Below are 23,028 nucleotides of genomic sequence, written 5' to 3'. Positions count from 1 at the left end.
AGAGTGCGCCCGCGAGGGCGCACTCTGTTTATTTCATCCGATGCAGTAACTTATACACCGCCGGAATAACCAGCATAGAAAGTAATGGCGCGGTGATCATGCCGCCAATCATTGGCGCGGCGATGCGGCTCATGACCTCCGAACCTGCGCCACTGCCCCACATTACCGGCAATAATCCGGTCATAATCGTCGCCACGGTCATTACTTTAGGACGCACGCGCAGGACGGCCCCCTCATGAATTGCCCGTAACAGTGTGGCATTACCGCCTTCCGGCTCCAGGCGACGATATTTCTCTTTAGCGTGATTAAGATACAGCACCATAATGACGCCAAATTCCGCTGCCACGCCTGCCAGGGCTATAAATCCGACCGCGCCAGCAACTGACAGATTATATCCCAACAGCCAGAGTAGCCAGACACCGCCAATAAGCGAAAACGGCAGCGTGCCCATAATCAGCAGCACATCGGAAATACGCCGGAAGGTCAGCCACAGCAGCACAAAAATAATCATCAACGTTACCGGCAATACTATTTTCAGCTTCGCCGTCGCGCGTTCGAGATATTCAAACTGCCCTGACCAGGAGAGCGTTACACCCTGTGGCAGTTTGACCTGCTGCGTCACCCGCTGCTGCATCTCATCGACGGCAGATTTCAGATCGCGACCGCGCAAGTCCACATAGATCCAGTTAGACAAGCGGGCATTTTCGCTTTTCAGCATCGGCGGCCCTTCGCTGATCGTAATGTCCGCCAGATCGCCCAGCGCAATCTGACTACCGCTGGCGGTCACGACCGGCAGGTTGCGGAGTTTATCGACGTTATCGCGCAACTCACGCGGATAACGCACGTTAATAGGATAACGTTCACGTCCTTCGATGGTCTGGCCGATGTTATCGCCGCCTACCAGCGTCGCCACCAGCGATTGCAGCTCCTGCACCGAAACGCCATAGCGCGCCGCCGCCAGCCGGTTGATAGTAATATCGACGTAGCGCCCGCCGGAAAGCCGTTCTGCCAGCGCCGAGGTCACGCCGGGAACGTCCTTCACCACGCCTTCAATTTGCCGTGCAACACGCTCAATATCGGCAATATTATTGCCGTTCACCTTAATCCCCACCGGACTTTTGATCCCCGTCGCCAGCATATCGAGGCGATTACGGATGGGCGGCACCCAGACGTTAGCAATACCGGGAATCGTTACCGTGCGATCGAGTTCGGCCACCAGTTTGTCGGGCGTCATGCCGCTACGCCACTGGTCGCGGGGCTTGAAGCGAATGGTGGTTTCCAGCATGGTGAGCGGCGCAGGATCGGTCGCCGATTCCGCGCGCCCGGCTTTACCGAACACGCTTTCCACCTCCGGCACGCTTTTAATCAGCCTGTCGGTCTGCTGCAACAGCCGTGTCGCCTCACGAACAGAAATCCCCGGCAGCGTTGACGGCATATAAAGCAAATCCCCTTCGTCCAGCGGCGGCATAAATTCGCTGCCCAGCCGACTAAGCGGCCAGAAGGTGACGATCAACAGAACCAACGCCAGCCCCAGCGTGGCTTTCGGCCACTGGAGAACACGATCCAGCAGCGGTTCATAGGCGCGGATCAGCCAGCGGTTAAGCGGGTTAGCTTTTTCATCAGGAATTTTACCGCGAATAAAATAGCCCATCAGCACCGGCACCAGCGTGATGCCAAGCCCGGCGGCGACCGCCATCGCCCAGGTTTTAGTAAAGGCCAGCGGCGAAAACATCTTCCCTTCCTGCGCCTCCAGTGAGAAAACCGGAATGAAAGAGAGGGTGATAATCAGCAAACTACAGAACAACGCGGGTCCCACCTCTACCGCCGCCTGTTCGGAGATGCGCCAGTAGTCGGCGTTTTCCGGCTGGCGACCGGGATTGTCGTGCCGCCACTGCTCCAGCGTTTTGTGCATGTTTTCAATCATCACGATGGCCGCATCCACCATCGCCCCGATGGCAATGGCAATGCCGCCGAGCGACATAATATTGGCATTCACTCCCTGATAATGCATAACCACAAACGCGCCGAGGATCCCCAGCGGCAGTGAGACAATCGCCACCAGCGCCGAGCGGAAATGAAACAGGAACAGCGTGCAGACTGCGGCGACCACAATAAACTCTTCGAGCAGTTTATGGCTTAGGGTCTCAACGGCGTGTTCAATCAACGTTGAGCGATCGTAAACCGGCACGATCTCCACCCCGGACGGCAGAGTTTGTTGCAGCGCATGGAGTCTGCTTTTAACCGCCCGAATGGTCTCCAGTGCATTCTGCCCGTAGCGCATGACGATAATGCCGCCCGCCACCTCGCCCTCGCCGTTTAATTCCGCCACGCCACGGCGAATTTCCGGGCCGATACGCACATCTGCCACATCTGACAGCATGACCGGCAAGCCCTCACGGCTGGCGATCACCACCTGGCGGAACGCATCGGTGTTTTGCAGGTAACCGCTGGTACGCACCATATACTCGGCTTCGCCCATCTCCAGCACCGCTCCGCCACTCTCCTGATTGGCAGCCTTCAGCGCATCAACCAGTTGCTGATGGGTAATATTCAGCGCCCGCATTCGCGCCGGATCGGGGATCACCTGATACTGTTTCACCATCCCACCGACGCTTGCCACTTCAGCAACGCCAGCCACGGTTTTCAGCTCGTAGCGCAGCGTCCAGTCCTGCAACGCGCGTAAATCCGCCAGACTATGCTTACCGCTGCGATCCACCAGCGCATATTCATAGACCCAGCCGACCCCGGTGGCATCCGGCCCCAGCGCCACCGTCACGCCCTCCGGTAACTGGGACTGGATCTGGCTCAGGTACTCCAGCACCCTGGAGCGCGCCCAGTACAGATCGACACCGTCTTCAAACAGGACATAAACATAGGCATCGCCAAACATCGAATAGCCGCGCACGTTTTTCGCCCCCGGGACCGACAGCATCGAGGTAGTCAGCGGCCAGGCCACCTGATCCTCAATAATCTGCGGCGCTTTGCCCGGATAGCTGGCGCGGACGATCACCTGCACATCGGAGAGATCCGGCAGCGCATCCAGCGGCGCACGCTGCACTGCCCACAGTCCCCAGACGGCCATGCCGATGGCGGCGAGGATCACCAGCAGACGGTTGCGCAGCGAGGCGCGGATCACAGCAGCAATCATTTCATCACCTCCCCGGCGGGCATCAGATGGACGATCGTTGCCCCCTGTTCATCATCCAGGGTGAAACTGAACGTTACCCTGTCGCCTGTACTAATCCCGCTGACGGGCCGCTTAAGCGTAAAGTCCATTGTCATCGCGCCCCAGTTCAGTTCAGGCACCGGCTGATGCGCAAGGGTAATGATATTGCCGTCCAGCGCCTGAACAACGCCGGTGGTTTCATAAGTTTTAACCGTGGCATGCTCCGGTAGTGCGCTACGCAGGCTGGCTTCCGAGTCGATCAGGAACTGGCCGGAGGTAACAACCTGCGCTCCCTCTTGCAGACCGCTTTTAATTTCCGTCCAGCCATTCGCCGTGATGCCCGTGGTAACAGCGACAGGGCTGAAATGCCCCTTCCCGTCGGTAAGCAGGACGCGGGCATCATTACCGGTGGCGATCAGCGACTCTTCCGGCACCGCCAGCACCGGTAAACCCTGCTGCGCCCGTGCGCTTTTGACGGTTAAAAACATGCCGGGCTTCAGTTTTTGCTGCGGATTTTCCAGCACAATGCGCGCCCGCAGCGTCCGGGTGGTGGTTTCAAGCTGCGGCAACAGTTCGCTCACCTGCCCGTGGAATTGCTCGCCGGGCCAGCTATCGGACAGTGCGATGACCTCGCTGCCAGGCGCAAGCCGCGCGGCCTGCGTCTGCGGATAATCGACAATCAGCCATACCGGATCGAGCGAGGCCAGTTCAAAGAGCGGCGCGGTGGCGGCAACCTGCGCCCCTTCACGGGTCTCCAGTTTTGCTACGTAACCCGCCTGCTCCGCACGCAGGGTGATACGCGTTTGCGGCTTACCGCTGCGCTCCAGCTCGCGAATAGTGGCGGCAGGCATAAACTGCAACCCCAGCCGTTCACGGGCCGCGCGGGTCAGCGCAGCGTCGCCTAGCTGCCGCACTGCCAGATACTCCTGTTGCGCCACCGTCCAGTCGGGGATCCACAGCTGCGCCAGCGGCTCTCCGGCTTTCACCCACTGCTGTGGAGCCCGGACAAACAGTTTTTCCACCACGCCGGAAGCCGGAGAAGGGATAACCCGCAGACTGCGCTCGTCGGTGGTCACGGTGGCAAAGGCGGAAAAATCTGCCGCTAACAGCCGTTTTTCGACCGTCGTCACTTTCATACCCAGATTCTGCTGCTGTTCTGCGCTAATCGTCACGCCACCTTGCGCGGGAGAGTCGTCGGCATAACGGGCCACCAGCGGCATATCCATAAACGGCGATTTACCGGGCTTATCAAAGCGGCGGTCGGGCACCATAGGATCGTACCAGTAGAGCACTTTACGCCCGGCCTGCGCTGGTGTTTGCGCGGCCGGTTGGGAAGCCTGCCGTCCGGCGTAATAGCCGATGCCTGCCGCTACAACGGCCAGAATTAACGCGGCCAGAAGTCCTTTTTTCATTGTGTTATCTCCTGAGGGATCAGCCAGCGGCTCGCCGCCCAGTTACGGGCAACCTCTTTTTCGGCCTTATTGGCCGCCAGTTCACTGGTGAGCAGATCGCGCCGCGCGGTTAATAGCGCAGAAAGCGATGACTGCCCGGCGCGGTACTGGGCGGTTAACAGATCCAGTCGACGCTGTTGTAAGGGAAGAATGTCGTCACGCTGGCGCGACCAGAGGGTGTGTGCCGCCTGATACCGGGCGATCAGCGAACTGAGCTAGGCGGTATGTTCGCGCGCCGTCTGCGCCAGGCGATCGTTTGCCTGCATCGACAGTGACACGTCGGCAGCATGGTCTTTATCCTGACGGCGCGACTGGAACAGCGGCAGGTCGACGGTAAACATCACCCCGGCCATATCGTCGTACCCTTCCGCCCGGTGGGCGTAATAGACCTCAACCTCGACATCCGGAATGGCCGCAATGGCCGACTGCGCCGAGCGCGATTTGGCGGTATCGGCCTCCCGTGCGGCGGCGATCACCTCCGGATGCAGCGCAACGCCCTGCTGGAGCGTTTTCTCATCGGCGGGTAAACGCTGATACGGCGGCAGCGCTCCGGCAATCGCCGTCACCGACTCGCCAGTAAGCTGCACCAGTTGCGCGCGGGCAAGCTGCACGTCGCGTTCTGCCAGCGTGACCTCATCGCGCATGGCGCTGAGCGTCATTTGAAGCTCAGGCACGCTGTCGGGCATCGCGCTGCCGGTACTGACGCTCACCGTTTGTGCCGCCTGCTGACGGGTGGTTTCGGCCACGATGCGCCGCGCCGTCGTCAGCGCCTTTTCCGATAGCGCCAGATCCAGCCAGGCCTGAGCGGCATCGCGCTGGAGGGCAGCCTGAAGCGCCGTTGATTGCGCGGTGACGCTTTGCGCCTGCGCCTCCAGGGTCAGCGCCTTACGCTCGCGCTTCTCGCTGCTGACATAACGCTGCATTACGCCCACCCGCTGCATGGTCATCCCTTCACGGGTGAAGCGGCGATCGTTACTGCCCTGCACGGGCAGGTTTTCAATACCAAATTTAAGCTTTGGGTCCGGCAGTTCGCGGGCGGAATTCGCCATCGACTCAAGCGCGCGGGCCTCATTATGACTGGCGGAAAGTCCGGCAGAATAGCGCTGGGCAGCGGTCAGGGTTTGCGCGAGGGTCCACGACTCTGCCTGAGCAGAGACATGGATCAGACCGAGCAGGACCCCGCCGAGCCACAGGCTCAGCGCAGGTTTTTTCATACGGCCTCCGGATCAGCGCAGCGCGGTCAAAGAAACGATCTGATAACCGCTCTCACCCTGAACAAAGGTGAAATCGACTTTTTCACCGGGCGTCAGTGACGCGCGCTCAGCACCGGGCGGAAGCGCAAACTGCATGGTCATCGGCGGCCAGTTGAGATCGGCAATCGCCTGATGGGCGATAGTCACCGTTTGTGGCGTGATTTTTTTGAGGGTGCCCTGGGCGTGATACACCGGGCCTGTCGCAGCGACAGTAGATTGATGATCGTGTGCCTGAGCGGCAAACAGGGAAAAACTGAGCAGCACGCCAGCCAGCGCGCGGAAAAAAATAGACATAGCAACTCCTGATAATCGTGAATTTTAGATAAAAAAACGGCGAATTATCGGGAAGGCTATTCTCTGAAGCGGCAGAAGCGAATGGTGGCGGGCGGACCCACCGCGGGCGGGGTTAACGACCATTCGCTGCGCGGCGCGGCCTGGCACGGCAGCGGCACAACGTCGAGCGTAACGGCGATCGGCAGCGCCACCAGCGGAGGATGATCGATTTTTTGCACCGTATCCGGCACGCAGTGCTTATCGCACAACGGCGCGTTGGCGACCTGCGGATGCGTCATCTGGTGATCCAGATGCTGCATCATGACGGTTTCACCCTGCGGCGCGATGGCGCAATCATGAGAGGCAAGCGCCATCTGGCTCTGGATCAGCAGCCAGCCAAACGCCAGCAAAAGCATCAGCAGATGCTTTTTCAGAAAGCGCAGGCGGTGGCTCCAGTAGGCGTGCATATCATTTCGCAAATCAATGAATCGTGCAGCGAGTATACGCAGCGTAGATTTTTAAATTAAAGCATTTTTTAGGATATTTACGTTTGTGTTTGATTCAGGCGTTATTTCATTAAATATTAACTTTTATTTATCATTTTTATATCATATTCACATCTTGAATATATTCACCTAATGAATGTTTAACCTCCCCTTTGCAGGTCGAATGAAATATACTCACCGCGTTTTTTTAATCACGGGTTTATTGATTTTTATCAGCACATATCGTCCATTTTTTCGGCACATTTCCCGCAGATTATTTACATATTACTGTTCAGGCAGCATTTTCTCTGGGTTACCACTTCACAGGTGATAATAATGTTAACGTTTATTGAACTCCTTATCGGAGTGGTGGTTATCGTCGGCGTTGCCCGATACATCATCAAAGGTTATTCCGCGACCGGCGTCCTGTTCGTCGGCGGTCTGCTGCTGCTGATCCTCAGCGCGATTCTGGGGCATCAAATATTACCTGCGGCTAACCCCAGCACGGGTTATTCAGCTACCGACATCGTCGAATATATCAAAATCCTGCTGATGAGCCGCGGTGGCGATCTCGGCATGATGATCATGATGCTCTGTGGCTTCGCCGCCTACATGACCCATATCGGGGCCAACGATATGGTCGTCAAGCTGGCCTCTAAACCGCTGCGTTACATCAACTCCCCCTATATTTTGATGATTGCCGCCTATTTCGTCGCCTGCCTGATGTCGCTCGCCGTCTCGTCCGCCACCGGCCTGGGCGTGCTGCTGATGGCGACGCTGTTCCCGGTGATGGTCAACGTCGGGATCAGCCGCGGTGCCGCCGCCGCCATTTGCGCGTCGCCTGCCGCCATTATCCTCTCCCCCACCTCGGGTGACGTAGTGCTGGCGGCAAAAGCCGCTGAAATGCCGCTCATTGATTTTGCCTTTAAAACCACGCTTCCCATCTCTATCGCCGCGATTATCAGCATGGCGATTGCCCATTTCTTCTGGCAGCGCTATCTGGATAAGAAAGAGAAAATTGTCCCTGAGATGCTCGATGTCAGTGAAATCACCACCACCGCCCCGTCGTTCTACGCCATTCTGCCGTTTACACCGATTATCGGCGTGCTGATTTTCGACGGTAAATGGGGACCGGAACTGCACATCATCGCCATTCTGGTTGTCTGTATGCTGCTGGCGGCGGTGCTGGAATTCCTGCGCGGCTTTAATATTCAGAACGTGTTCTCCGGGCTGGATGTCGCCTGGCGCGGGATGGCGGATGCCTTTGCCGGCGTGGTAATGCTGCTGGTCGCGGCGGGCGTGTTTGCGCAGGGGCTGAGCACCATCGGCTTTATTCAAAGCCTGATCTCGATTGCCACCTCGTTTGGTTCGGCCAGTATTATCCTGATGCTGGTACTGGTGGTGTTGACCATGCTGGCGGCGATGACCACCGGCTCCGGCAATGCGCCGTTCTACGCCTTTGTGGAGATGATCCCTAAACTGGCGCATCAGTCGGGCATCAACCCGGCCTATCTTTCCATTCCGATGCTCCAGGCGTCTAATCTGGGCCGTACCATTTCTCCGGTGTCCGGCGTGGTCGTCGCGGTGGCCGGGATGGCGAAAATTTCGCCTTTCGAAGTCGTAAAACGCACCTCGGTGCCGGTCATCATCGGTCTGATTGTGGTTATCGTCGCGACAGAAATTCTCGTTCCCGGTCTTCCGGCACACTAATCTTTGGCCCGGCGAGTGTTCTCGCCGGGCTTTTTCCCTTTCCGCGCCTCTCGTCGCCTCATTTTATGCTTTAATAATCTTCAGTAATTAATTCAGCCAGACCATCAGGATCACAAATGTTCAGGAAGCGTATCGCCTGTATCACGCTGCTGTGCGCGACAAGCGCTGGTGCGACACCGCTTGTCGCGACCCGCTATGCCGATTTTGACCGCTACGTCCTGGCACTTTCCTGGCAAACGGGCTTTTGCCAGAGCCAGCACGACAGGCAGCGTAACGAGCCTGACGAGTGCCGTTTGCAAAAAGAAAATGACGACAAAGCCGCGTTTCTTACCGTTCACGGCCTGTGGCCCGGTTTGCCCAAATCGATTGCCGCTCGCGGCGTGGATGACCGCCGCTGGATGCGCTTTGGCTGCGCCTCACGCCCCGTCCCCAACCTGCCGGAAGCCCGAGCCAATCGTAAGTGTCAGGCAGCGGAAACCGGCATCTCGCTGGAAATGGCGGACAAACTGAATGGCGTCATGCCGGGCGCGGGCGGCACGTCCTGCCTTGAGCGCTATGAATATGCTAAACATGGCGTTTGTTTCGGTTTCGATCCTGATGCCTGGGTCGGCACGATGGTGCGCCTCAATCAGGAAGTCAGGCAAAGCGCGCTGGGGCGATTTATCGCGGAAAACTATGGCAAAACGGTCGACCGCACGGCGTTTAACGCCGCCGTTGCCCAGACGTTTGGAGCCAGTAACGTTAACGCCTTTAAGCTCACCTGTAACGGTAATCCGGCTTACATGACGGAAATGCAAATCTCGATTAAATCGTCCGCCATTAATTCCCCGCTCGGTGCCGCCTCGTTTTTGCCCCAGCCGCATCCCGGCAACTGTAGCAAATCGTTTGTTCTCGACGCGGTTGGCTATTAATTTTCATCCCGCTGACGCGCTGCCCGGCGGAATTTCTCATGCCGTTTACTTATAAGCGGACGCGCGTCACATTTCAGATTCAGTGCATCAATTGTGCAGTGAATGCATCATTTGTCTGATAACCCCCCTCCTTTTTCCTGACCATAATCCGCTCAGTCTTTACTAAAAGGAGTTCATCATGGCTAAGAAATTTATTGCACTTTGCGCTTGCCCTATGGGCCTTGCTCATACCTTTATGGCAGCCCAGGCGCTTGAAGAAGCCGCACAGGAAGCGGGTTACGACGAAATCAAAATTGAAACCCAGGGCGCGGATGGTATCCAGAATCGCCTTACTGCACAGGATATTGCCGAGGCCGATATCATCATCCATTCCGTTGCGGTTACCCCCGAAGACAACGAACGTTTTGAGACCCGTGATGTTTACGAAATCACCCTTCAGGACGCGATCAAAAATGCAGCGGGCATCATCAAAGAAATCGAAGAGTTGATTGCCGCCGAACAACAATAACTGTTTTCAGGGATACCTCTTATGGCCATTAAAAAACGCAGCGCCACGGTCGTCCCCGGCACATCCGGGGCAGCCGTGGTAAAAAATTCCCCGGCCACCCGCAATAGCTTTTGGGGCGAGTTGCCACAACATGTGATGTCCGGTATTTCGCGGATGGTTCCCACCCTGATTATGGGTGGGGTAATCCTCGCTTTTTCGCAGCTCATTGCTTACAGCTGGCTACATATTCCTGCCGATACCGGGATTATGGATGCGCTCAATTCCGGTAAATTTACCGGTTTTGATCTCTCATTATTAAAGTTTGCCTGGCTATCGCAGTCTTTTGGCGGCGTGCTGTTTGGTTTTGCCATCCCGATGTTTGCGGCCTTCGTTGCCAATTCTATCGGTGGCAAACTGGCTTTCCCGGCCGGATTTATCGGCGGCCTGATGTCTACCCAGCCGACGCAGGTACTGAATTTCGATCCCTCTTCGCTACAGTGGGTGACCACCGCGCCCGTGCCGTCGACCTTTATCGGTGCGCTGATTATCTCCATCGTGGCGGGCTATCTGGTGAAATGGATGAATCAGAAAATCCAGCTGCCGGACTTCCTGTTGGCCTTTAAAACAACGTTTCTGCTGCCGATCCTCTCCGCTATTTTTGTCATGCTGGCGATGTATTACGTTATCACCCCGTTTGGCGGCTGGATCAACGGCGGTATCCGCACGCTGCTGACCGCAGCAGGTGAACGAGGCATGCTGATGTATGCTGCCGGTATTTCGGCGGCGACGGCCATTGACCTTGGCGGCCCGATTAACAAGGCGGCCGGGTTTGTTGCCTTTAGCTTTACTACTGACCACGTGCTACCCGTGACCGCACGCTCTATCGCCATTGTGATCCCACCGATTGGTCTGGGGCTGGCCACCATTCTCGACCGTCGTCTGACCGGCAAACGCCTGTTCAACGCCCAGCTTTATCCGCAGGGTAAAACCGCAATGTTCCTCGCGTTTATGGGGATCAGCGAAGGGGCGATACCTTTCGCGCTGGAAAGCCCGATCACCGCGATCCCGTCCTATATGGTCGGTGCCATTGTCGGCTCCACCACCGCGGTATGGCTCGGTGCCGTGCAGTGGTTCCCGGAATCTGCTATCTGGGCCTGGCCGCTGGTGAGCAATCTTGGCGTCTATATGTTTGGCATTGTGCTGGGGGCAGTGATCACTGCGCTGATGGTGCTCTTTCTGCGCAACATTCAGTACCGCAGAGGCAAGCTGTTGATCGACTCGCTGTAAGATAAGGAGATATACCATGACGCTGCTTGCTACGCTTCGCGACTGGCTCGATCAACAGCAACTGGATGCAGTGCTGATTTCCTCACGGCAAAACAAGCAGCCACATTTTGGTTTTGCCACCAGCTCAGGCTATGTGCTGGTCACCCGGCACACGGCGCATATTGTGGTGGATTTTCGCTACTACGCGCAGGTCGCAGAACAGACCAGCGGCTACCAGCTTCATCTGCTGGAAAGCCAGAAGCCGATGCCGGCGATCGTCAACCCGATCATCGCCAGCGAAAATCTTCAGCGGATTGGCTTTGAGGGCGAACAGGTGAGCTGGCAAACCGGCAGCGACTGGCAAACACAGCTCAACGCCACTCTGGTAGCCGTGTCGCTGGATGCGCTGCGACAAATCAAAACGCCGCAGGAGATCGCCATTATTCGCGAAGCCTGCCGTATTGCGGATAGCAGCGCGGCGCATATTCGCCGCTTTATCCAGCCGGGAATGCGCGAGCGCGAAGTAGCAGCGGAACTGGAATGGTTTATGAAACAACAGGGAGCGGAAAAACCCTCCTTTGATACCATCGTTGCCAGCGGCCCGCGTGGCGCGCTGCCGCACGGTAAAGCCTCTGAGAAGGTTATCGTGGCGGGTGAGCTGGTGACGCTGGATTTTGGTGCCCAATACCAGGGGTATTGTTCTGACATGACGCGGACGTTTCTGGTGACAGGGCGCGACCCTGCCCCGGAAAAAATGCCGCTGTGGTCTGTCTATCACACCGTGCTCACCGCGCAACTGGCGGCCATCGCGGCCATCCGTCCCGGCGTTCGTTGCTGTGACGTTGATGCCGCTGCCCGCAACGTCATTGCTGAGGCTGGCTATGGCGCGAATTTCGGCCATAACACCGGTCATGCCATCGGCATTGACGTCCACGAAAACCCACGCTTCTCCCCTACCGACACGACGATTTTACAGCCCGGCATGCTGCTGACGGTTGAACCGGGAATTTATCTTGAAGGCCAGGGCGGCGTGCGTATTGAAGATGTTGTACTGGTCACGGCTGACGGGGCAGAGGTGCTTTATACCCTGCCCAAAACGCTGCTGGCGACAGGAGAAGGATCATGGATGTAGCATTACTCAAAGCCTTAAGCGAGGCGGATGCCATTGCCGCCGCCGAGCAGGAAGTCCGGCAGATTATCCTCAATGAAGCCGATAACCTCGGCAAGCCCGTCCTGTTTGACGGCCTCGGCTCGGTGCTTATTCGGCTTAATGAAAGCAGCGGCCCGAAAATTATGGTCTGCGCGCATATGGATGAAGTGGGCTTTATCGTGCGCAGCATCACCAGTACGGGCGGGATTGACGTCCTGCCCATCGGCAACGTGCGGATGGCGGCGCGCGAGCTGCAAACGGTGCGTATTACCACCCGCAAAGGCGACAAAATCAGCGGCCTGCTGGAGGGTGAACGCCAGGATAACGAGGTGGGTAAACTGCGCGTCGATATTGGCGCACGCAGCGCGAAAGAGGTCGAAGATGCCGGCATTGCCCCCGGCGATCGTGTGACCTTTGACACCACCTTTGCTGAGCTACCGCACAATCAGGTGATGGGCAAAGCGTTTGATGACCGGCTCGGCTGCTATCTGCTGATCTCACTGCTGCGCGAACTGTACCAGACGCCACTCGACGCGGAGATCTGGCTGGTCGCCAGCTCCAGCGAAGAAGTGGGTTTGCGCGGCGGACACACCGCCACGCGTAAAGTTAACCCGGATCTGGCGATTGTCCTCGACACCGCCTGCTGGGCCAAAAACTTCGACTACGGCCATGATAACCACCGCCAGACCGGGGCGGGTCCGATGCTGGTGATCCACGACAAGTCGATGATGGCCCCGCCGAAGCTGACCGCCTGGGTGGAAGATATCGCGGCCCGCGCCGATATTCCGCTTCAGATCGACATGTTCAGCAACGGCGGCACCGATGGCGGCGCGGTACACCTTAGCGGCACCGGTGTCCCGACCGTGGTCATTGGCCCGCCAACGCGCCACGGCCACTGCGCCGCCTCCATTGCCGACGCTAATGATATTGCCCTTACCCACCAGCTTCTGGTGGCGATGTTAACCCACACTAACGCCGAAACCGTAGCTCATCTGACGGATTTCAGATGCTGATTCTGCGTTTACAGGAGCCGTTATGTTAACCATTCCGTTTCTCTGCCCGCTACCCAACGGGCTGCATGCACGCCCCGCCTGGGAGCTGAAAGAGCAGTGCAGCCAGTGGCACAGCGATATCCGTTTTATTAATCACCGCCTCAACAGTCAGGCGGATGCCAAAAGCTCGCTGGCGCTGATCGGCACCGGCACGCTGTTCAACGACAGCTGTAGCCTTGAAATTAGCGGTAGCGACGAAGAACAGGCGCGGCGTGCGCTGGAAAATTATCTTGAACACCGTTTTATCGACAGCGACAGCGAACAACCGATCAATTCCGTCCCGGTGAACCAGCCGCTGCCCCGCTCGCTTTCCCGCTTAAACCCGGATCTGCTCGCCGGCACCGTGCTGGCCGCCGGTATCGGCAGCGGCATGTTGACGCTATGGCACAGCGACAGTCTTGAGTGCTATCGCGCCATCGCCGCCAGCCCGGAAGATAATACCCGCCTTGAACACAGCCTCGCTGCGCTCGCCGAGCAGTTTAACCAGCAGCTTCAGGTGCTGGGCGGGGAGAGTAAAACCATCGTCAGTGCCCATTTGTCCTTAATTCAGGATGATGAATTTGCCAGCAACATCCGCCGTCTGATGCGGGAAAGTAAGCTGGGGCTGGCGGCGGCGATCATCGTCAACATGGAGCAGATCAGCGAAAAACTCTCCGCCTCCAGCAGTGAATATTTGCGCGAGCGGGTCAGCGACATCCGCGACATTAGCGAGCAGCTTCTGCATATTACCTGGCCGGATCTGCGCCAAAACGTCACCCGCACCCTCACGCAGCCGACGCTGCTGATCGCCGAAGATCTCACGCCGAGCCAGTTTCTGAGTCTCGATCTTAGCCAGTTGAAAGGGATGATTCTGGAGAAAACCGGACGCACCTCGCACACCTTAATTCTCGCGCGCGCCTCCTCAGTGCCGGTGCTGAGCGGCATTAGCGTGGCCCAGCTTGCGCCGCTGGTAAACCGCGAGGCCGTGCTCGACGGCCAGTGCGGGGTACTGGTGATGACACCGAACGAGGCGATCAAAGGCTATTACGCTATCGCCCACCAGCTTGCAGATAAACAGGCTCATCAGCAGGCGCAGGCCGCCGCCTTACCGGCCCTGTCGCGGGATGGTAAAAGTCTGGAAGTCGCCGCCAATATCGGCAGCGCGCTGGAAGCGCCGGGGGCGTTTTCTCTGGGGGCGGAAGGCATCGGCCTGTTCCGCAGCGAGATGCTGTATATGGACCGGGATCGTGCGCCGGATGAGCAGGAGCAGTTTGAAGCCTATCAGCAGGTGTTACTGGCCGCAGAAGGCAAACCGGTTATTTTCCGCACCATGGATATCGGCGGTGACAAGCCGCTGCCCTACCTGAACATTCCGCAGGAGGAAAACCCCTTCCTCGGCTATCGCGCGGTGCGTATTTACCCGGAGTTTGCCGATCTGTTTCGCACTCAGCTACGGGCGATTCTGCGCGCCGGGGCGTTTGGCAACGCGCTGTTGATGATCCCAATGGTACACAGTCTGGATCAGATCCTGTGGGTGAAACAGGAGCTGGAGCGGGTACGCCCCCAGCTTCAGTCACAGGGACTACGCTTTGCTGCCGCGCTGCCGCTGGGGATCATGGTTGAGGTGCCGTCGGTCTGCTATATCATCGACCATTTCTGCGATGAGGTGGATTTCTTCAGCATCGGCTCCAACGATATGACCCAGTATCTCTACGCCGTGGATCGCAATAATCCGCGCGTCTCGCCGCTGTACAATCCCATTACGCCCTCTTTCCTGCGCATGCTGCGCCAGATTGTCAGCGTGGCTCATCGCCACGGTAAATGGGTCGGTATCTGTGGTGAACTGGGTGGCGAATCGCGCTATCTGCCGCTGCTGCTCGGCATGGAACTGGATGAACTCAGCATGAGCGGTCCGCGCATCCCGGCGATCAAAAGCCTGTTGCGCCAGCTTGATAGCCAGACCTGCCGCGAGCTGGCTGATAAAGCCTGCGAATGTCGAAGCGCGGACGAAATAGAAGCACTGCTTGCGGATTTCACCCCGCAGGAGGACGCCCGTCCGCTGCTGGCGCTGGAAAATATCTGCTTCGTGGATAACCTCACCCGTAAAGAGCAGGTGATCCAGTACCTGTGCGGCAATCTGGCGGTCAACGGACGTACCGACCGGCCGGTGGAGCTGGAGGAAGACATCTGGCAGCGCGAAGAGATTGTGACGACCGGCGTCGGTTTTGGCGTGGCGATACCGCACACCAAATCGCCGTGGATCCGCCACTCCAGCATCAGCATCGCCCGCCTCCCGGCCCCGATAGACTGGGAATCGGAAATGGGCGAGGTCGAACTGGTGATCATGCTGACGCTGGGCGAAAACGAAGCGATCAACCACGTCAAAGTGTTCTCTCAACTGGCGCGTAAGCTGGTGAACAAAGGTTTTCGCGAAGCGCTGTTCTCCGCCCGCGACGCCCAGGCCATTCTGGATCTGCTTAACGCAGAGCTCACTTTCTGACGATTACTGGAAACGCGCCTGATACTCTCCCGGCGTCAGCCCAAACTGACGCCGGAATAGACGACAAAAGTAGTCGCTGTCCGGGTAGCCACAGCGGCGTGCCACGTCCCCTACCGCAAACTGGTACTTCTGCAACATAATGCGCGCCTTCGCCATCCGCACCCAGCGCACATAATCAACAAAGCTCATCGTCCCCTGCTCGCTGAACAGCCGGGAGAGATGATTCGGCGTGATATTAAAAAATTTCGCCACGCTTGTCCGCGTCAGCGGCTCGGCATAATTATCCTGCAACCAGTTACAAATGCTCTGATAAAGAAACGCCGGACGCGACTGCGTTCTGTCAGGCTCAGCGTTAACCACTTTGCGGCACAAATGGAGCAGGCTTAACGTTAGCGGCTGGATAATATCCTGATCCTGCGGGGAGCGGCTGAGCAGCGTGAGCGCTGTAAGGATAGCCTCGCCCTCCCCCCGCTGGATCTGCGGCAATTCAATTTTTCGCAGCGGCACCGGCGTAACGCCGCCGCGGTTATCGTAAAACGCCAGCCCCAGCCAGGCGGTAGCGAATACCAGACTCAGCACCATGACCGGCTTATCAAACCGCGGCGCATTGGCGGCGCGCGGTGGGATAAATAGCATCTCTCCCTGGCCGATATGTTGCTGCCCGGATTCCAGCCGGTTGCCATACTCGCCGCGCAGCACCACTTCCAGACGCGGGAAGTCGATACAGAGTTCACCCGCGTTGACCATCTTTTGCGCGCTGGCGAACCAGACGCGCCCCAGCCGCTGCGGATTGAGCACCAGCCCACTGAGTAAATCGGCAAAAAATTGTTGATCGGCGGGGAGTGACAGCACGGGCATGAAGCGTATTCCGGTAATAACAGATGCGCTATTTTATCCAGAAAACAAAATGTTTTCTGGCCTGGCGACAAACCTGTGACGCCAGGCCCATTTTCTACGACTGAATAAAGGTCAGCAGATCGACATTAATATCCTGCTTGTGGGTGGTACAAATGCCGTGCGAGCCGCCTTTATACACTTTCAGTTGCGCATTGGGCAGCAGCTCCGCCGCTGCTTTGCCGCAGGTTTCAAACGGCACAATCTGATCGTCATCGCCGTGGATCACCAGCGTCGGGAGGGTCATCTTTTGCAGATCCTGACGAAAGTCGGTTTCTGAAAATGCCGCGACGCAGTCATAAAGCGCCTTGATCGACCCCTGCAATCCCTGGCGGACAAAACTCCTGCGCACCTCTTTCGACTCTTTGGTGCCAAAGCGGTTGTAGCCATAAAACGCTTTGGTCAGCTCATAAAAGAAAGCGGCACGATCGTCGATCACCCCTTCACGGATGCCGTCAAACACCTTTTTATCGACGCCGTCCGGGTTAAAATCAGTTTTGATCATAATCGGCGTCACGGCACCAATCAGCACCGCTTTCGCCACGCGGCCGGTGCCATGACGGCCAATATAGCGTGCTACCTCGCCGCCGCCGGTCGAGTGCCCGACATGCACCGCGTCCTGCAAATTGAGATGCGCGGTAAGCTCGGCCAGATCGTCGGCGTATTGATCCATATTGTGCCCTTCCCAGGGCTGCGCGGAGCGACCGTGGCCGCGTCGGTCGTGGGCGATAACCCGAAACCCTTTTGAAGCCAGATAGAGCATTTGATCTTCAAAGGCGTCGGCCGTTAACGGCCAGCCGTGGCTGAACACCACTGGCTGCCCGCTGCCCCAGTCTTTAAAATAGAGATAGCTGCCGTCTTTCAAAGTAAGTTTATCGAAACCGCTCATGGGATCTCCTGTTACGCCTGGACGCTGCCGTATGCAACGATGCTTAAAAGCATAATCCAGAATGATGAAAAGTGACGGCTGTCGCAAAAAACACCTGGGTATTACGCGCTAACTTCTGTGCGCCAGGTCACTTCAAAGTCAGGCCAACTCTCAGTATGATGGGCATAGCTAACCCTCACCTCTGACGGTGGGGGTTTTCTTTTGGATTTTGCAGCGCATAGCTGCCAACAATAACACGGAGTAAAAAATGTCCAGACCTGCGATTATCATCAATGAGTTTGATGCCGAGCGTATTGACCGTCTGCTGGAGAAACCCGCTTATGCCGCGCTGCCGGTTGCCGACGCGCTGAATGCAGAGCTGGATCGCGCACAGATGTGTTCTCCCGAGTCGCTGCCGGGTAACGTAGTGAGTATGAATAGCACCGTCCGGTTCCGCGACCTTACCAGCGGTGAGGAGCGCGTGCGTACCCTGGTTTTTCCGGCGCAGATGACCGACAGCGGCACTCAGCTTTCCGTACTGGCCCCGGTGGGCGCGGCATTGTTGGGGCTTGAAGTGGGCAGTTCAATTCACTGGGAACTCCCCGGCGGCGCGTCTGCCCATCTCGAAGTGCTTGAGCTACTCTATCAGCCCGAAGCCGCTGGTGACTATCAGCGTTAACGTTCTGCCTTAAGCGCCAGCCGCTTTTCAGAGGATGTTTTTGCATCCTCTTTCCGCCCTTCTCATCTCGCCATATCCGGATACAAAACTTTACAGCGCTTGCGTTAACAGGCGGCAATTTTGCGAGCCCGCAGACATCTCTTCCTGACAAAATATGCTTTGATATCAGCAGCAATCACAAGGAGGAGCAGATATGTATAACACTATCATTATGCCGGTTGATGTTTTTGAAATGGAGCTCAGCGATAAGGCTGTCCGCCATGCAGAATTTCTGGCGCAGCAGAAAGGGGTCATCCATCTGCTACACGTCCTTCCGGGGTCCGCCAGTATGACGATGCAGCGTTTTGCCGCCGATCTCCGTCGCTTTGAAGAGCATTTACAACAGGAAGCGGAAACCCGCCTGAAAACCATGGTTGCGCATTTCAGTATCGATCCGTCGCGCATTCAGGTTCATGTGCGGATGGGCAGCGTGCGCGACGCGGTAAACGAGCTGGCGGAAGAGCTGAATGCCGATGTGGTGGTGATTGGATCGCGCAATCCGTCTATCGCCACGCATCTGTTAGGTTCGAACGCGTCAAACGTGATCCGCCACGCGCATATCCCGGTGCTGGTGGTGCGCTAACGTTAAGCGCTGGTTGACATCTGCCCGGCGGCGCTACGCTTACCGGGCCTACGGGACAAAACCCGACGAAGGCACCATGCGTAGGCCGGGTAAGGCGAAGCCGCCACCCGGCATTACACCGCATCATGGCTGCTTTTGACTTACCTGCCCGGTGGCGCAGCGCCACCACTTTCACCCACAACGGACCGCAAAAAAAGGGCCACCCGAAGGTGGCCCGCTCACATTGCAGGTATTATCTTACTTTTTTGATTATGCGGTTTTGGTGCGAATCAAATAATCGAACGAGCTAAGAGACGCTTTTGCCCCTTCGCCGGTGGCGATGATGATCTGCTTATACGGTACGGTAGTGCAGTCGCCCGCAGCGAAAACGCCTTTGACGCTGGTTTCACACTTCGCATCGATAATAATTTCGCCCATCCGGTTACGCTCAATCGCGCCTTCCAGCCAGGTGGTGTTTGGTAACAGGCCGATCTGCACGAAGATGCCCGCCAGTGCAACGTGATGCACGTCGCCGCTGACGCGGTCGCGATACTCCAGTCCGGTCAGTTTAGCGCCGTCACCTTTCACTTCGGTGGTCTGCGCGTTAAGAATGATGTCGACGTTTTTCAGGCTGCGGACTTTATCCTGCAACACCTGGTCGGCCTTCATCTCCGGTGCGAATTCCAGCAGCGTCACGTGCTCGACGATACCCGCAAGATCGATTGCCGCTTCCACGCCAGAGTTGCCGCCGCCGATCACCGCGACGCGCTTGCCTTTAAACAACGGGCCGTCACAGTGTGGGCAGTAGGTCACGCCTTTGGTGCGGTACTGATCTTCACCCGGCACGTTCATGTTGCGCCATTTTGCGCCGGTAGCGATGATCACGCTGCGCGCTTTCAGCACTGCGCCGGAGGCGGTTTCAATCTGATGGTATCCACCTTCTTGCGCCGCCGGAACCAGCCGTGATGCGCTCTGGGAATCAATCACATCTACCGCATAGTCGTTAACGTGCGCCTTCAGCGCGCCCGCCAGCTTCTGACCTTCGGTCTTCGGCACGGAGATGTAGTTTTCGATATCAACGGTATCCAGTACCTGACCGCCAAAGCGCTCGCCCATCAGGCCGGTACGGATACCTTTACGCGCAGAGTAGACCGCCGCCGCCGCGCCCGCCGGGCCGGAGCCAACGATCAGTACGTCATAAGCATCACGTTGATTCAGCTCTTCCGCCGCGCGTTTTTCCGCACCGCTGTCTACTTTGGCTACGATTTCCGCCAGCGTCATACGACCCTGACCGAACTCTTTACCGTTGACGAACACCGCCGGAACGCCCATCACGTTACGATCGGTGATTTCGTTCTGGAAGGTGCCGCCGTCAATCGCCGTATGCTTAACGCGCGGGTTCAGCACCGCCATCAGGTTCAGCGCCTGCACGACGTCCGGGCAGTTATGGCAAGAGAGTGAATAGTAGGTTTCAAATTCAAAGTCGCCGTCCAGATCGCGGATCTGCTCCAGCAGCGCCTGCGTTTCTTTCGACGGATGTCCGCCGGTCCACAGCAGCGCCAGCACCAGCGAGGTAAATTCATGACCCAGCGGCGAGCCAGCAAAGCGCGGGCCGTGCGTGGAGCCTGGGTTAGTGATCAGAAATGAAGGTTTACGCACCGCCAGTGAATTATCTTCTTTATAAGAGACTTTTTCTGACAGGTTAGAAATTTCAGCCAGCAATTCCTTGATTTCTGCCGATTTGGCGCTGTCATCCAGCGTGGCAATCAGCTCAACAGGTTTAGTCAGCTTCTCAAGATAGGCTTTGAGCTGGGTTTTCATATTGGTGTCGAGCATGGGTATCTCCTGGGCTTAAAACATCATCATGCAAGCTGCCTTATTTGCGGTGCCTGAATGCATCTTGAATCATGGTGTTAGAAAAGAAACGGGCACTATGCACCCGTTCCTGAGCGAAATTCACCAGTATTTCGTGTTACAGGAAGGCGGCAAGCTTATGAATCCCCGGAAGCTTACCTAAGTAAGTGACCGGGGTTATTAAGCGCAGCCAACGCATCTGTAGCGCGAAAGACGCAGTGAATTTTAGATTTTGCCGACCAGGTCCAGGGACGGAGCCAGAGTCGCTTCGCCTTCTTTCCACTTAGCCGGGCACACTTCGCCTGGGTGGGAAGCCACATACTGAGCCGCTTTGATTTTACGCAGCAGGTCAGACGCGTCACGGCCGATACCTTCAGCAGTCACTTCAACTGCCTGGATGATGCCCTGCGGGTCAACGATGAACGTACCGCGGTCAGCCAGACCTTCGTCTTCACGCAGCACTTCAAAGTTACGTGCCAGTGCAGCAGTCGGGTCGCCGATCATTGCATATTTGATTTTAGCGATGGTTTCAGAGCTGCTGTGCCATGCTTTATGGGTGAAGTGGGTGTCGGTGGAAACAGAGTAAACATCCACGCCCAGTTTCTGCAGTTCTTCGTAATGATCCGCTACATCGCCCAGTTCGGTCGGGCAGACGAAGGTGAAGTCAGCCGGATAGAAGAAGAATACGCTCCAGCGGCCTTCGGTATCTTTTTCGGTAACTTCGATGAATTCACCGTTTTTGAATGCCTGGTTTTTAAAAGGTTTGATTTTAGTGTTGATCAAGGACATCTATACTTCCTCCGTGTTTTCGTTGAGATGTAAGGTAACGAAATTTTGATGATTCGGCTAATGCGTTTCCATTATCAAATCAATAAGCGTTAGCTAACAACTATCACATGACGATGCTGTGAACCCCGGACATTGAATGCAATCGCGCAACATGGCGTCATTGACAATGTTACTTAAAAGTTAACAATCTCAATGCAGCCAGGATCGATGGGCTGGCAAATGCTGGACTGGGATCCAGAGTCCGGGATTACATCACCCTACAATTGAAAGGGCAATCAAGATTTAACAGGCGCTGCCTATGGCTCTGATAGCCAACACCATTTAATCACAGAATCTATCAATAGACGTCATGTTTATGTGCCGCAGCCCTACCGCTGAAACGCAACCGATACTTATTTTCATTAATTATACGAATAATTAATTTAGCGAAAGCAGAGTAAGATTTTCCCAGGGTACAAAAACTTAATTCATCGCAGAAATGTAAACAATCGTTGTTATGCATGTCACTTCCGCAAATCGTCTGGTTAAGTATTGGTTTTTATGATATCTTTATTCTAAGTCAAATCGCCAGCAGATTTAAAATCATGCGTTTTGTAGATATATAAAATAAACTCATTGCTATAAATTATATAACACACTCGGTCAAACTGTAATTCATAAGGCTGGTTTATGGCTAATCTCTACGATCTTAAAAAATTCGATCTCAACCTGCTGGTTATTTTTGAATGCATCTATCAGCATTTGAGTATCAGTAAAGCCGCAGCCACCCTTTATATTACCCCGTCAGCCGTCAGCCAGTCCTTACAGCGGCTACGCGTTCAACTTGATGACCCGCTGTTCATCCGCTCCGGAAAAGGCATCACGCCAACAACGGTAGGGATTAACCTGCACTTGCACCTTGAACAAAACCTTAACCAAATTGAACAAACAATCAACATTACCCATAGCTCCTCGCTGCGTAAGAATTTTGTTATCTATTGTCCGCAGCTGCTGTTGGCGTCCGGATTGATCCAGCCACTGCGCCTTTTCCTACAAAGTAGCCAGTTTGAAATCGAACATCACGATATGTTGATGTCTTCGGAATCCGCAGAAGATTTACTGGCTTACCGTAAAGCCGATCTTATTTTTTCGATCTCCCCTACCACCAATCGTTCGATTTGCTGCTCAGTTTATAAACAACTCCCGGTCGTCGCCGTATGCCGAAAAGAGCATCCTCGCCTTGGCAGTAGCTGTACTCTTAAAGAGTTACTACGCGAAGATTTCACGTTTCTTGATAATAATGAAATCGGTTTACGTCAGTTTCAGTCTGAAGTCGAAACGTTTCTACCGGGGCGCAAAATTGCCTTTCGCAGCGATTCATTTATTAGTATTATGAATATAGTCAGTGCCACCGATCTGGTAGGACTAATGACTGAGGGATCTTATGAAGCATTTAAACAATCGCTGGGTCTGAAAAAAGTTGCCCTCCCGGTGAGCTTTTCCCCTTTTAATATCTACATGATGTATAACCGCGCCTCTCTCAACAATACCACCTTTGCGGACCTTATTAATAAAATACAGCCCCAGTAGCATCATTAAAAAAAATATTATTCACATCGCATATATAAATAAAATATTTTACTAACGTAAAAAGATGCGTGATAATCCTCTTGCTATTTAA

At 55.9% G+C, this 23,028-nt stretch carries 18 protein-coding genes and 1 pseudogene; 10 read left to right on the top strand and 9 right to left on the bottom strand.

Annotated features, from left to right (window positions below; all coding sequences use genetic code 11):
* Window positions 1–28: 28 nt before the first annotated feature.
* The 5 genes and pseudogenes from INT84_RS01985 to INT84_RS01965 all read right to left on the bottom strand — a co-directional run bounded on the left by INT84_RS01985 (window position 29) and on the right by INT84_RS01965 (window position 6,610).
* The gene (locus INT84_RS01985; protein ID WP_194205436.1) at window positions 29–3,148 is read right to left on the bottom strand and encodes an efflux RND transporter permease subunit; all 3,120 of its coding nucleotides are present in this window, start codon (window positions 3,146–3,148) and stop codon (window positions 29–31) included.
* Window positions 3,145–4,578, bottom strand: coding sequence for an efflux RND transporter periplasmic adaptor subunit (locus tag INT84_RS01980; RefSeq protein ID WP_194205435.1), 1,434 nt, complete (start codon window positions 4,576–4,578; stop codon window positions 3,145–3,147). Before INT84_RS01980 ends, INT84_RS01985 begins: the two co-directional genes overlap by 4 nt.
* A pseudogene (locus tag INT84_RS01975) lies at window positions 4,575–5,831 on the bottom strand (TolC family protein). Before INT84_RS01975 ends, INT84_RS01980 begins: the two are co-directional and overlap by 4 nt.
* 12 nt (window positions 5,832–5,843) lie before the next feature.
* Entirely contained in the window at window positions 5,844–6,164 is a 321-nt protein-coding gene (locus INT84_RS01970) for a copper-binding protein (RefSeq protein WP_194205434.1), read from the bottom strand.
* Between the two features lie 56 nt (window positions 6,165–6,220).
* The gene (locus INT84_RS01965) at window positions 6,221–6,610 is read right to left on the bottom strand and encodes a DUF2946 domain-containing protein (protein ID WP_194205433.1); all 390 of its coding nucleotides are present in this window, start codon (window positions 6,608–6,610) and stop codon (window positions 6,221–6,223) included.
* A 354-nt stretch (window positions 6,611–6,964) separates the two neighbouring features.
* On the opposite strand from INT84_RS01965, the gene dcuC reads away from it, so the two are divergent.
* The 7 genes from dcuC to ptsP all read left to right on the top strand — a co-directional run bounded on the left by dcuC (window position 6,965) and on the right by ptsP (window position 15,683).
* Window positions 6,965–8,338 (top strand): anaerobic C4-dicarboxylate transporter DcuC, encoded by a 1,374-nt coding sequence (gene dcuC, locus INT84_RS01960; RefSeq protein WP_194205432.1) that lies wholly within the window; start codon window positions 6,965–6,967, stop codon window positions 8,336–8,338.
* A gap of 116 nt (window positions 8,339–8,454) precedes the next feature.
* Window positions 8,455–9,249 (top strand): ribonuclease I, encoded by a 795-nt coding sequence (rna, locus tag INT84_RS01955; RefSeq protein WP_194205431.1) that lies wholly within the window; start codon window positions 8,455–8,457, stop codon window positions 9,247–9,249.
* A gap of 178 nt (window positions 9,250–9,427) precedes the next feature.
* Window positions 9,428–9,757: a PTS fructose transporter subunit IIB gene (locus INT84_RS01950; protein ID WP_103677414.1), complete on the top strand. Its 330-nt coding sequence runs from the start codon at window positions 9,428–9,430 to the stop codon at window positions 9,755–9,757.
* Between the two features lie 21 nt (window positions 9,758–9,778).
* Window positions 9,779–11,023: a PTS fructose transporter subunit IIC gene (locus INT84_RS01945; protein WP_194205430.1), complete on the top strand. Its 1,245-nt coding sequence runs from the start codon at window positions 9,779–9,781 to the stop codon at window positions 11,021–11,023.
* A 16-nt stretch (window positions 11,024–11,039) separates the two neighbouring features.
* Window positions 11,040–12,134, top strand: a complete 1,095-nt coding sequence (gene ypdF, locus INT84_RS01940; protein WP_194205429.1) for an aminopeptidase — start codon at window positions 11,040–11,042, stop codon at window positions 12,132–12,134.
* Window positions 12,125–13,165, top strand: a complete 1,041-nt coding sequence (gene ypdE / locus INT84_RS01935) for an aminopeptidase (protein WP_194205428.1) — start codon at window positions 12,125–12,127, stop codon at window positions 13,163–13,165. Before ypdF ends, ypdE begins: the two co-directional genes overlap by 10 nt.
* 22 nt (window positions 13,166–13,187) lie before the next feature.
* On the top strand, window positions 13,188–15,683 hold the full coding sequence (ptsP, locus tag INT84_RS01930; RefSeq protein ID WP_194205427.1) for a phosphoenolpyruvate--protein phosphotransferase: 2,496 nt from the start codon (window positions 13,188–13,190) through the stop codon (window positions 15,681–15,683).
* Between the two features lie 3 nt (window positions 15,684–15,686).
* Here the strand turns inward: ptsP and INT84_RS01925 are convergent, their stop codons facing one another.
* Both INT84_RS01925 and INT84_RS01920 read right to left on the bottom strand, forming a co-directional pair.
* Entirely contained in the window at window positions 15,687–16,541 is an 855-nt protein-coding gene (locus tag INT84_RS01925; RefSeq protein ID WP_194205426.1) for an AraC family transcriptional regulator, read from the bottom strand.
* Between the two features lie 94 nt (window positions 16,542–16,635).
* Window positions 16,636–17,466 carry an alpha/beta fold hydrolase gene (locus INT84_RS01920; protein ID WP_194205425.1) on the bottom strand — a complete coding sequence of 277 codons (831 nt, stop codon included), beginning with the start codon at window positions 17,464–17,466 and terminating at the stop codon, window positions 16,636–16,638.
* 247 nt (window positions 17,467–17,713) lie between these two features.
* Between INT84_RS01920 and rnk the strand changes: the two genes are divergently transcribed.
* Both rnk and uspG read left to right on the top strand, forming a co-directional pair.
* Complete coding sequence (gene rnk, locus INT84_RS01915; RefSeq protein ID WP_176919694.1) at window positions 17,714–18,124, top strand: nucleoside diphosphate kinase regulator; 411 nt, start codon at window positions 17,714–17,716, stop codon at window positions 18,122–18,124.
* A gap of 193 nt (window positions 18,125–18,317) precedes the next feature.
* Window positions 18,318–18,746 carry a universal stress protein UspG gene (uspG, locus tag INT84_RS01910; RefSeq protein ID WP_194205424.1) on the top strand — a complete coding sequence of 143 codons (429 nt, stop codon included), beginning with the start codon at window positions 18,318–18,320 and terminating at the stop codon, window positions 18,744–18,746.
* A 249-nt stretch (window positions 18,747–18,995) separates the two neighbouring features.
* Here uspG and ahpF read toward each other — a convergent pair whose 3' ends face one another.
* Together ahpF and ahpC are read right to left on the bottom strand one after the other, a co-directional pair.
* Window positions 18,996–20,561 carry an alkyl hydroperoxide reductase subunit F gene (ahpF, locus tag INT84_RS01905; protein ID WP_194205423.1) on the bottom strand — a complete coding sequence of 522 codons (1,566 nt, stop codon included), beginning with the start codon at window positions 20,559–20,561 and terminating at the stop codon, window positions 18,996–18,998.
* 243 nt (window positions 20,562–20,804) lie between these two features.
* The gene (ahpC, locus tag INT84_RS01900; RefSeq protein WP_194205422.1) at window positions 20,805–21,368 is read right to left on the bottom strand and encodes an alkyl hydroperoxide reductase subunit C; all 564 of its coding nucleotides are present in this window, start codon (window positions 21,366–21,368) and stop codon (window positions 20,805–20,807) included.
* 669 nt (window positions 21,369–22,037) lie between these two features.
* Here ahpC and INT84_RS01895 point away from each other — a divergent pair.
* The gene (locus tag INT84_RS01895) at window positions 22,038–22,937 is read left to right on the top strand and encodes a LysR family transcriptional regulator (protein ID WP_194205421.1); all 900 of its coding nucleotides are present in this window, start codon (window positions 22,038–22,040) and stop codon (window positions 22,935–22,937) included.
* Window positions 22,938–23,028 lie beyond the last annotated feature (91 nt).

The sequence above is a fragment of the Superficieibacter sp. 1612_C1 genome (genome assembly GCF_015234305.1).
Lineage (GTDB): Bacteria > Pseudomonadota > Gammaproteobacteria > Enterobacterales > Enterobacteriaceae > Superficieibacter.
Note: the sequence above shows the minus strand (reverse complement) of the source record. Positions and strands in the feature narration are given on the sequence as shown.

Excerpts from the sequence above, each read along its gene's own strand:
- INT84_RS01985 (WP_194205436.1), bottom strand. The coding sequence starts at position 3,148 with ATGATTGCTGCTGTGATCCGCGCCTCGCTGCGCAACCGTCTGCTGGTG.
- INT84_RS01980 (WP_194205435.1), bottom strand. The coding sequence starts at position 4,578 with ATGAAAAAAGGACTTCTGGCCGCGTTAATTCTGGCCGTTGTAGCGGCA.
- INT84_RS01970 (WP_194205434.1), bottom strand. The coding sequence starts at position 6,164 with ATGTCTATTTTTTTCCGCGCGCTGGCTGGCGTGCTGCTCAGTTTTTCC.
- INT84_RS01965 (WP_194205433.1), bottom strand. The coding sequence starts at position 6,610 with ATGCACGCCTACTGGAGCCACCGCCTGCGCTTTCTGAAAAAGCATCTG.
- dcuC (WP_194205432.1), top strand. The coding sequence starts at position 6,965 with ATGTTAACGTTTATTGAACTCCTTATCGGAGTGGTGGTTATCGTCGGC.
- rna (WP_194205431.1), top strand. The coding sequence starts at position 8,455 with ATGTTCAGGAAGCGTATCGCCTGTATCACGCTGCTGTGCGCGACAAGC.
- INT84_RS01950 (WP_103677414.1), top strand. The coding sequence starts at position 9,428 with ATGGCTAAGAAATTTATTGCACTTTGCGCTTGCCCTATGGGCCTTGCT.
- INT84_RS01945 (WP_194205430.1), top strand. The coding sequence starts at position 9,779 with ATGGCCATTAAAAAACGCAGCGCCACGGTCGTCCCCGGCACATCCGGG.
- ypdF (WP_194205429.1), top strand. The coding sequence starts at position 11,040 with ATGACGCTGCTTGCTACGCTTCGCGACTGGCTCGATCAACAGCAACTG.
- ypdE (WP_194205428.1), top strand. The coding sequence starts at position 12,125 with ATGGATGTAGCATTACTCAAAGCCTTAAGCGAGGCGGATGCCATTGCC.
- ptsP (WP_194205427.1), top strand. The coding sequence starts at position 13,188 with ATGTTAACCATTCCGTTTCTCTGCCCGCTACCCAACGGGCTGCATGCA.
- INT84_RS01925 (WP_194205426.1), bottom strand. The coding sequence starts at position 16,541 with ATGCCCGTGCTGTCACTCCCCGCCGATCAACAATTTTTTGCCGATTTA.
- INT84_RS01920 (WP_194205425.1), bottom strand. The coding sequence starts at position 17,466 with ATGAGCGGTTTCGATAAACTTACTTTGAAAGACGGCAGCTATCTCTAT.
- rnk (WP_176919694.1), top strand. The coding sequence starts at position 17,714 with ATGTCCAGACCTGCGATTATCATCAATGAGTTTGATGCCGAGCGTATT.
- uspG (WP_194205424.1), top strand. The coding sequence starts at position 18,318 with ATGTATAACACTATCATTATGCCGGTTGATGTTTTTGAAATGGAGCTC.
- ahpF (WP_194205423.1), bottom strand. The coding sequence starts at position 20,561 with ATGCTCGACACCAATATGAAAACCCAGCTCAAAGCCTATCTTGAGAAG.
- ahpC (WP_194205422.1), bottom strand. The coding sequence starts at position 21,368 with ATGTCCTTGATCAACACTAAAATCAAACCTTTTAAAAACCAGGCATTC.
- INT84_RS01895 (WP_194205421.1), top strand. The coding sequence starts at position 22,038 with ATGGCTAATCTCTACGATCTTAAAAAATTCGATCTCAACCTGCTGGTT.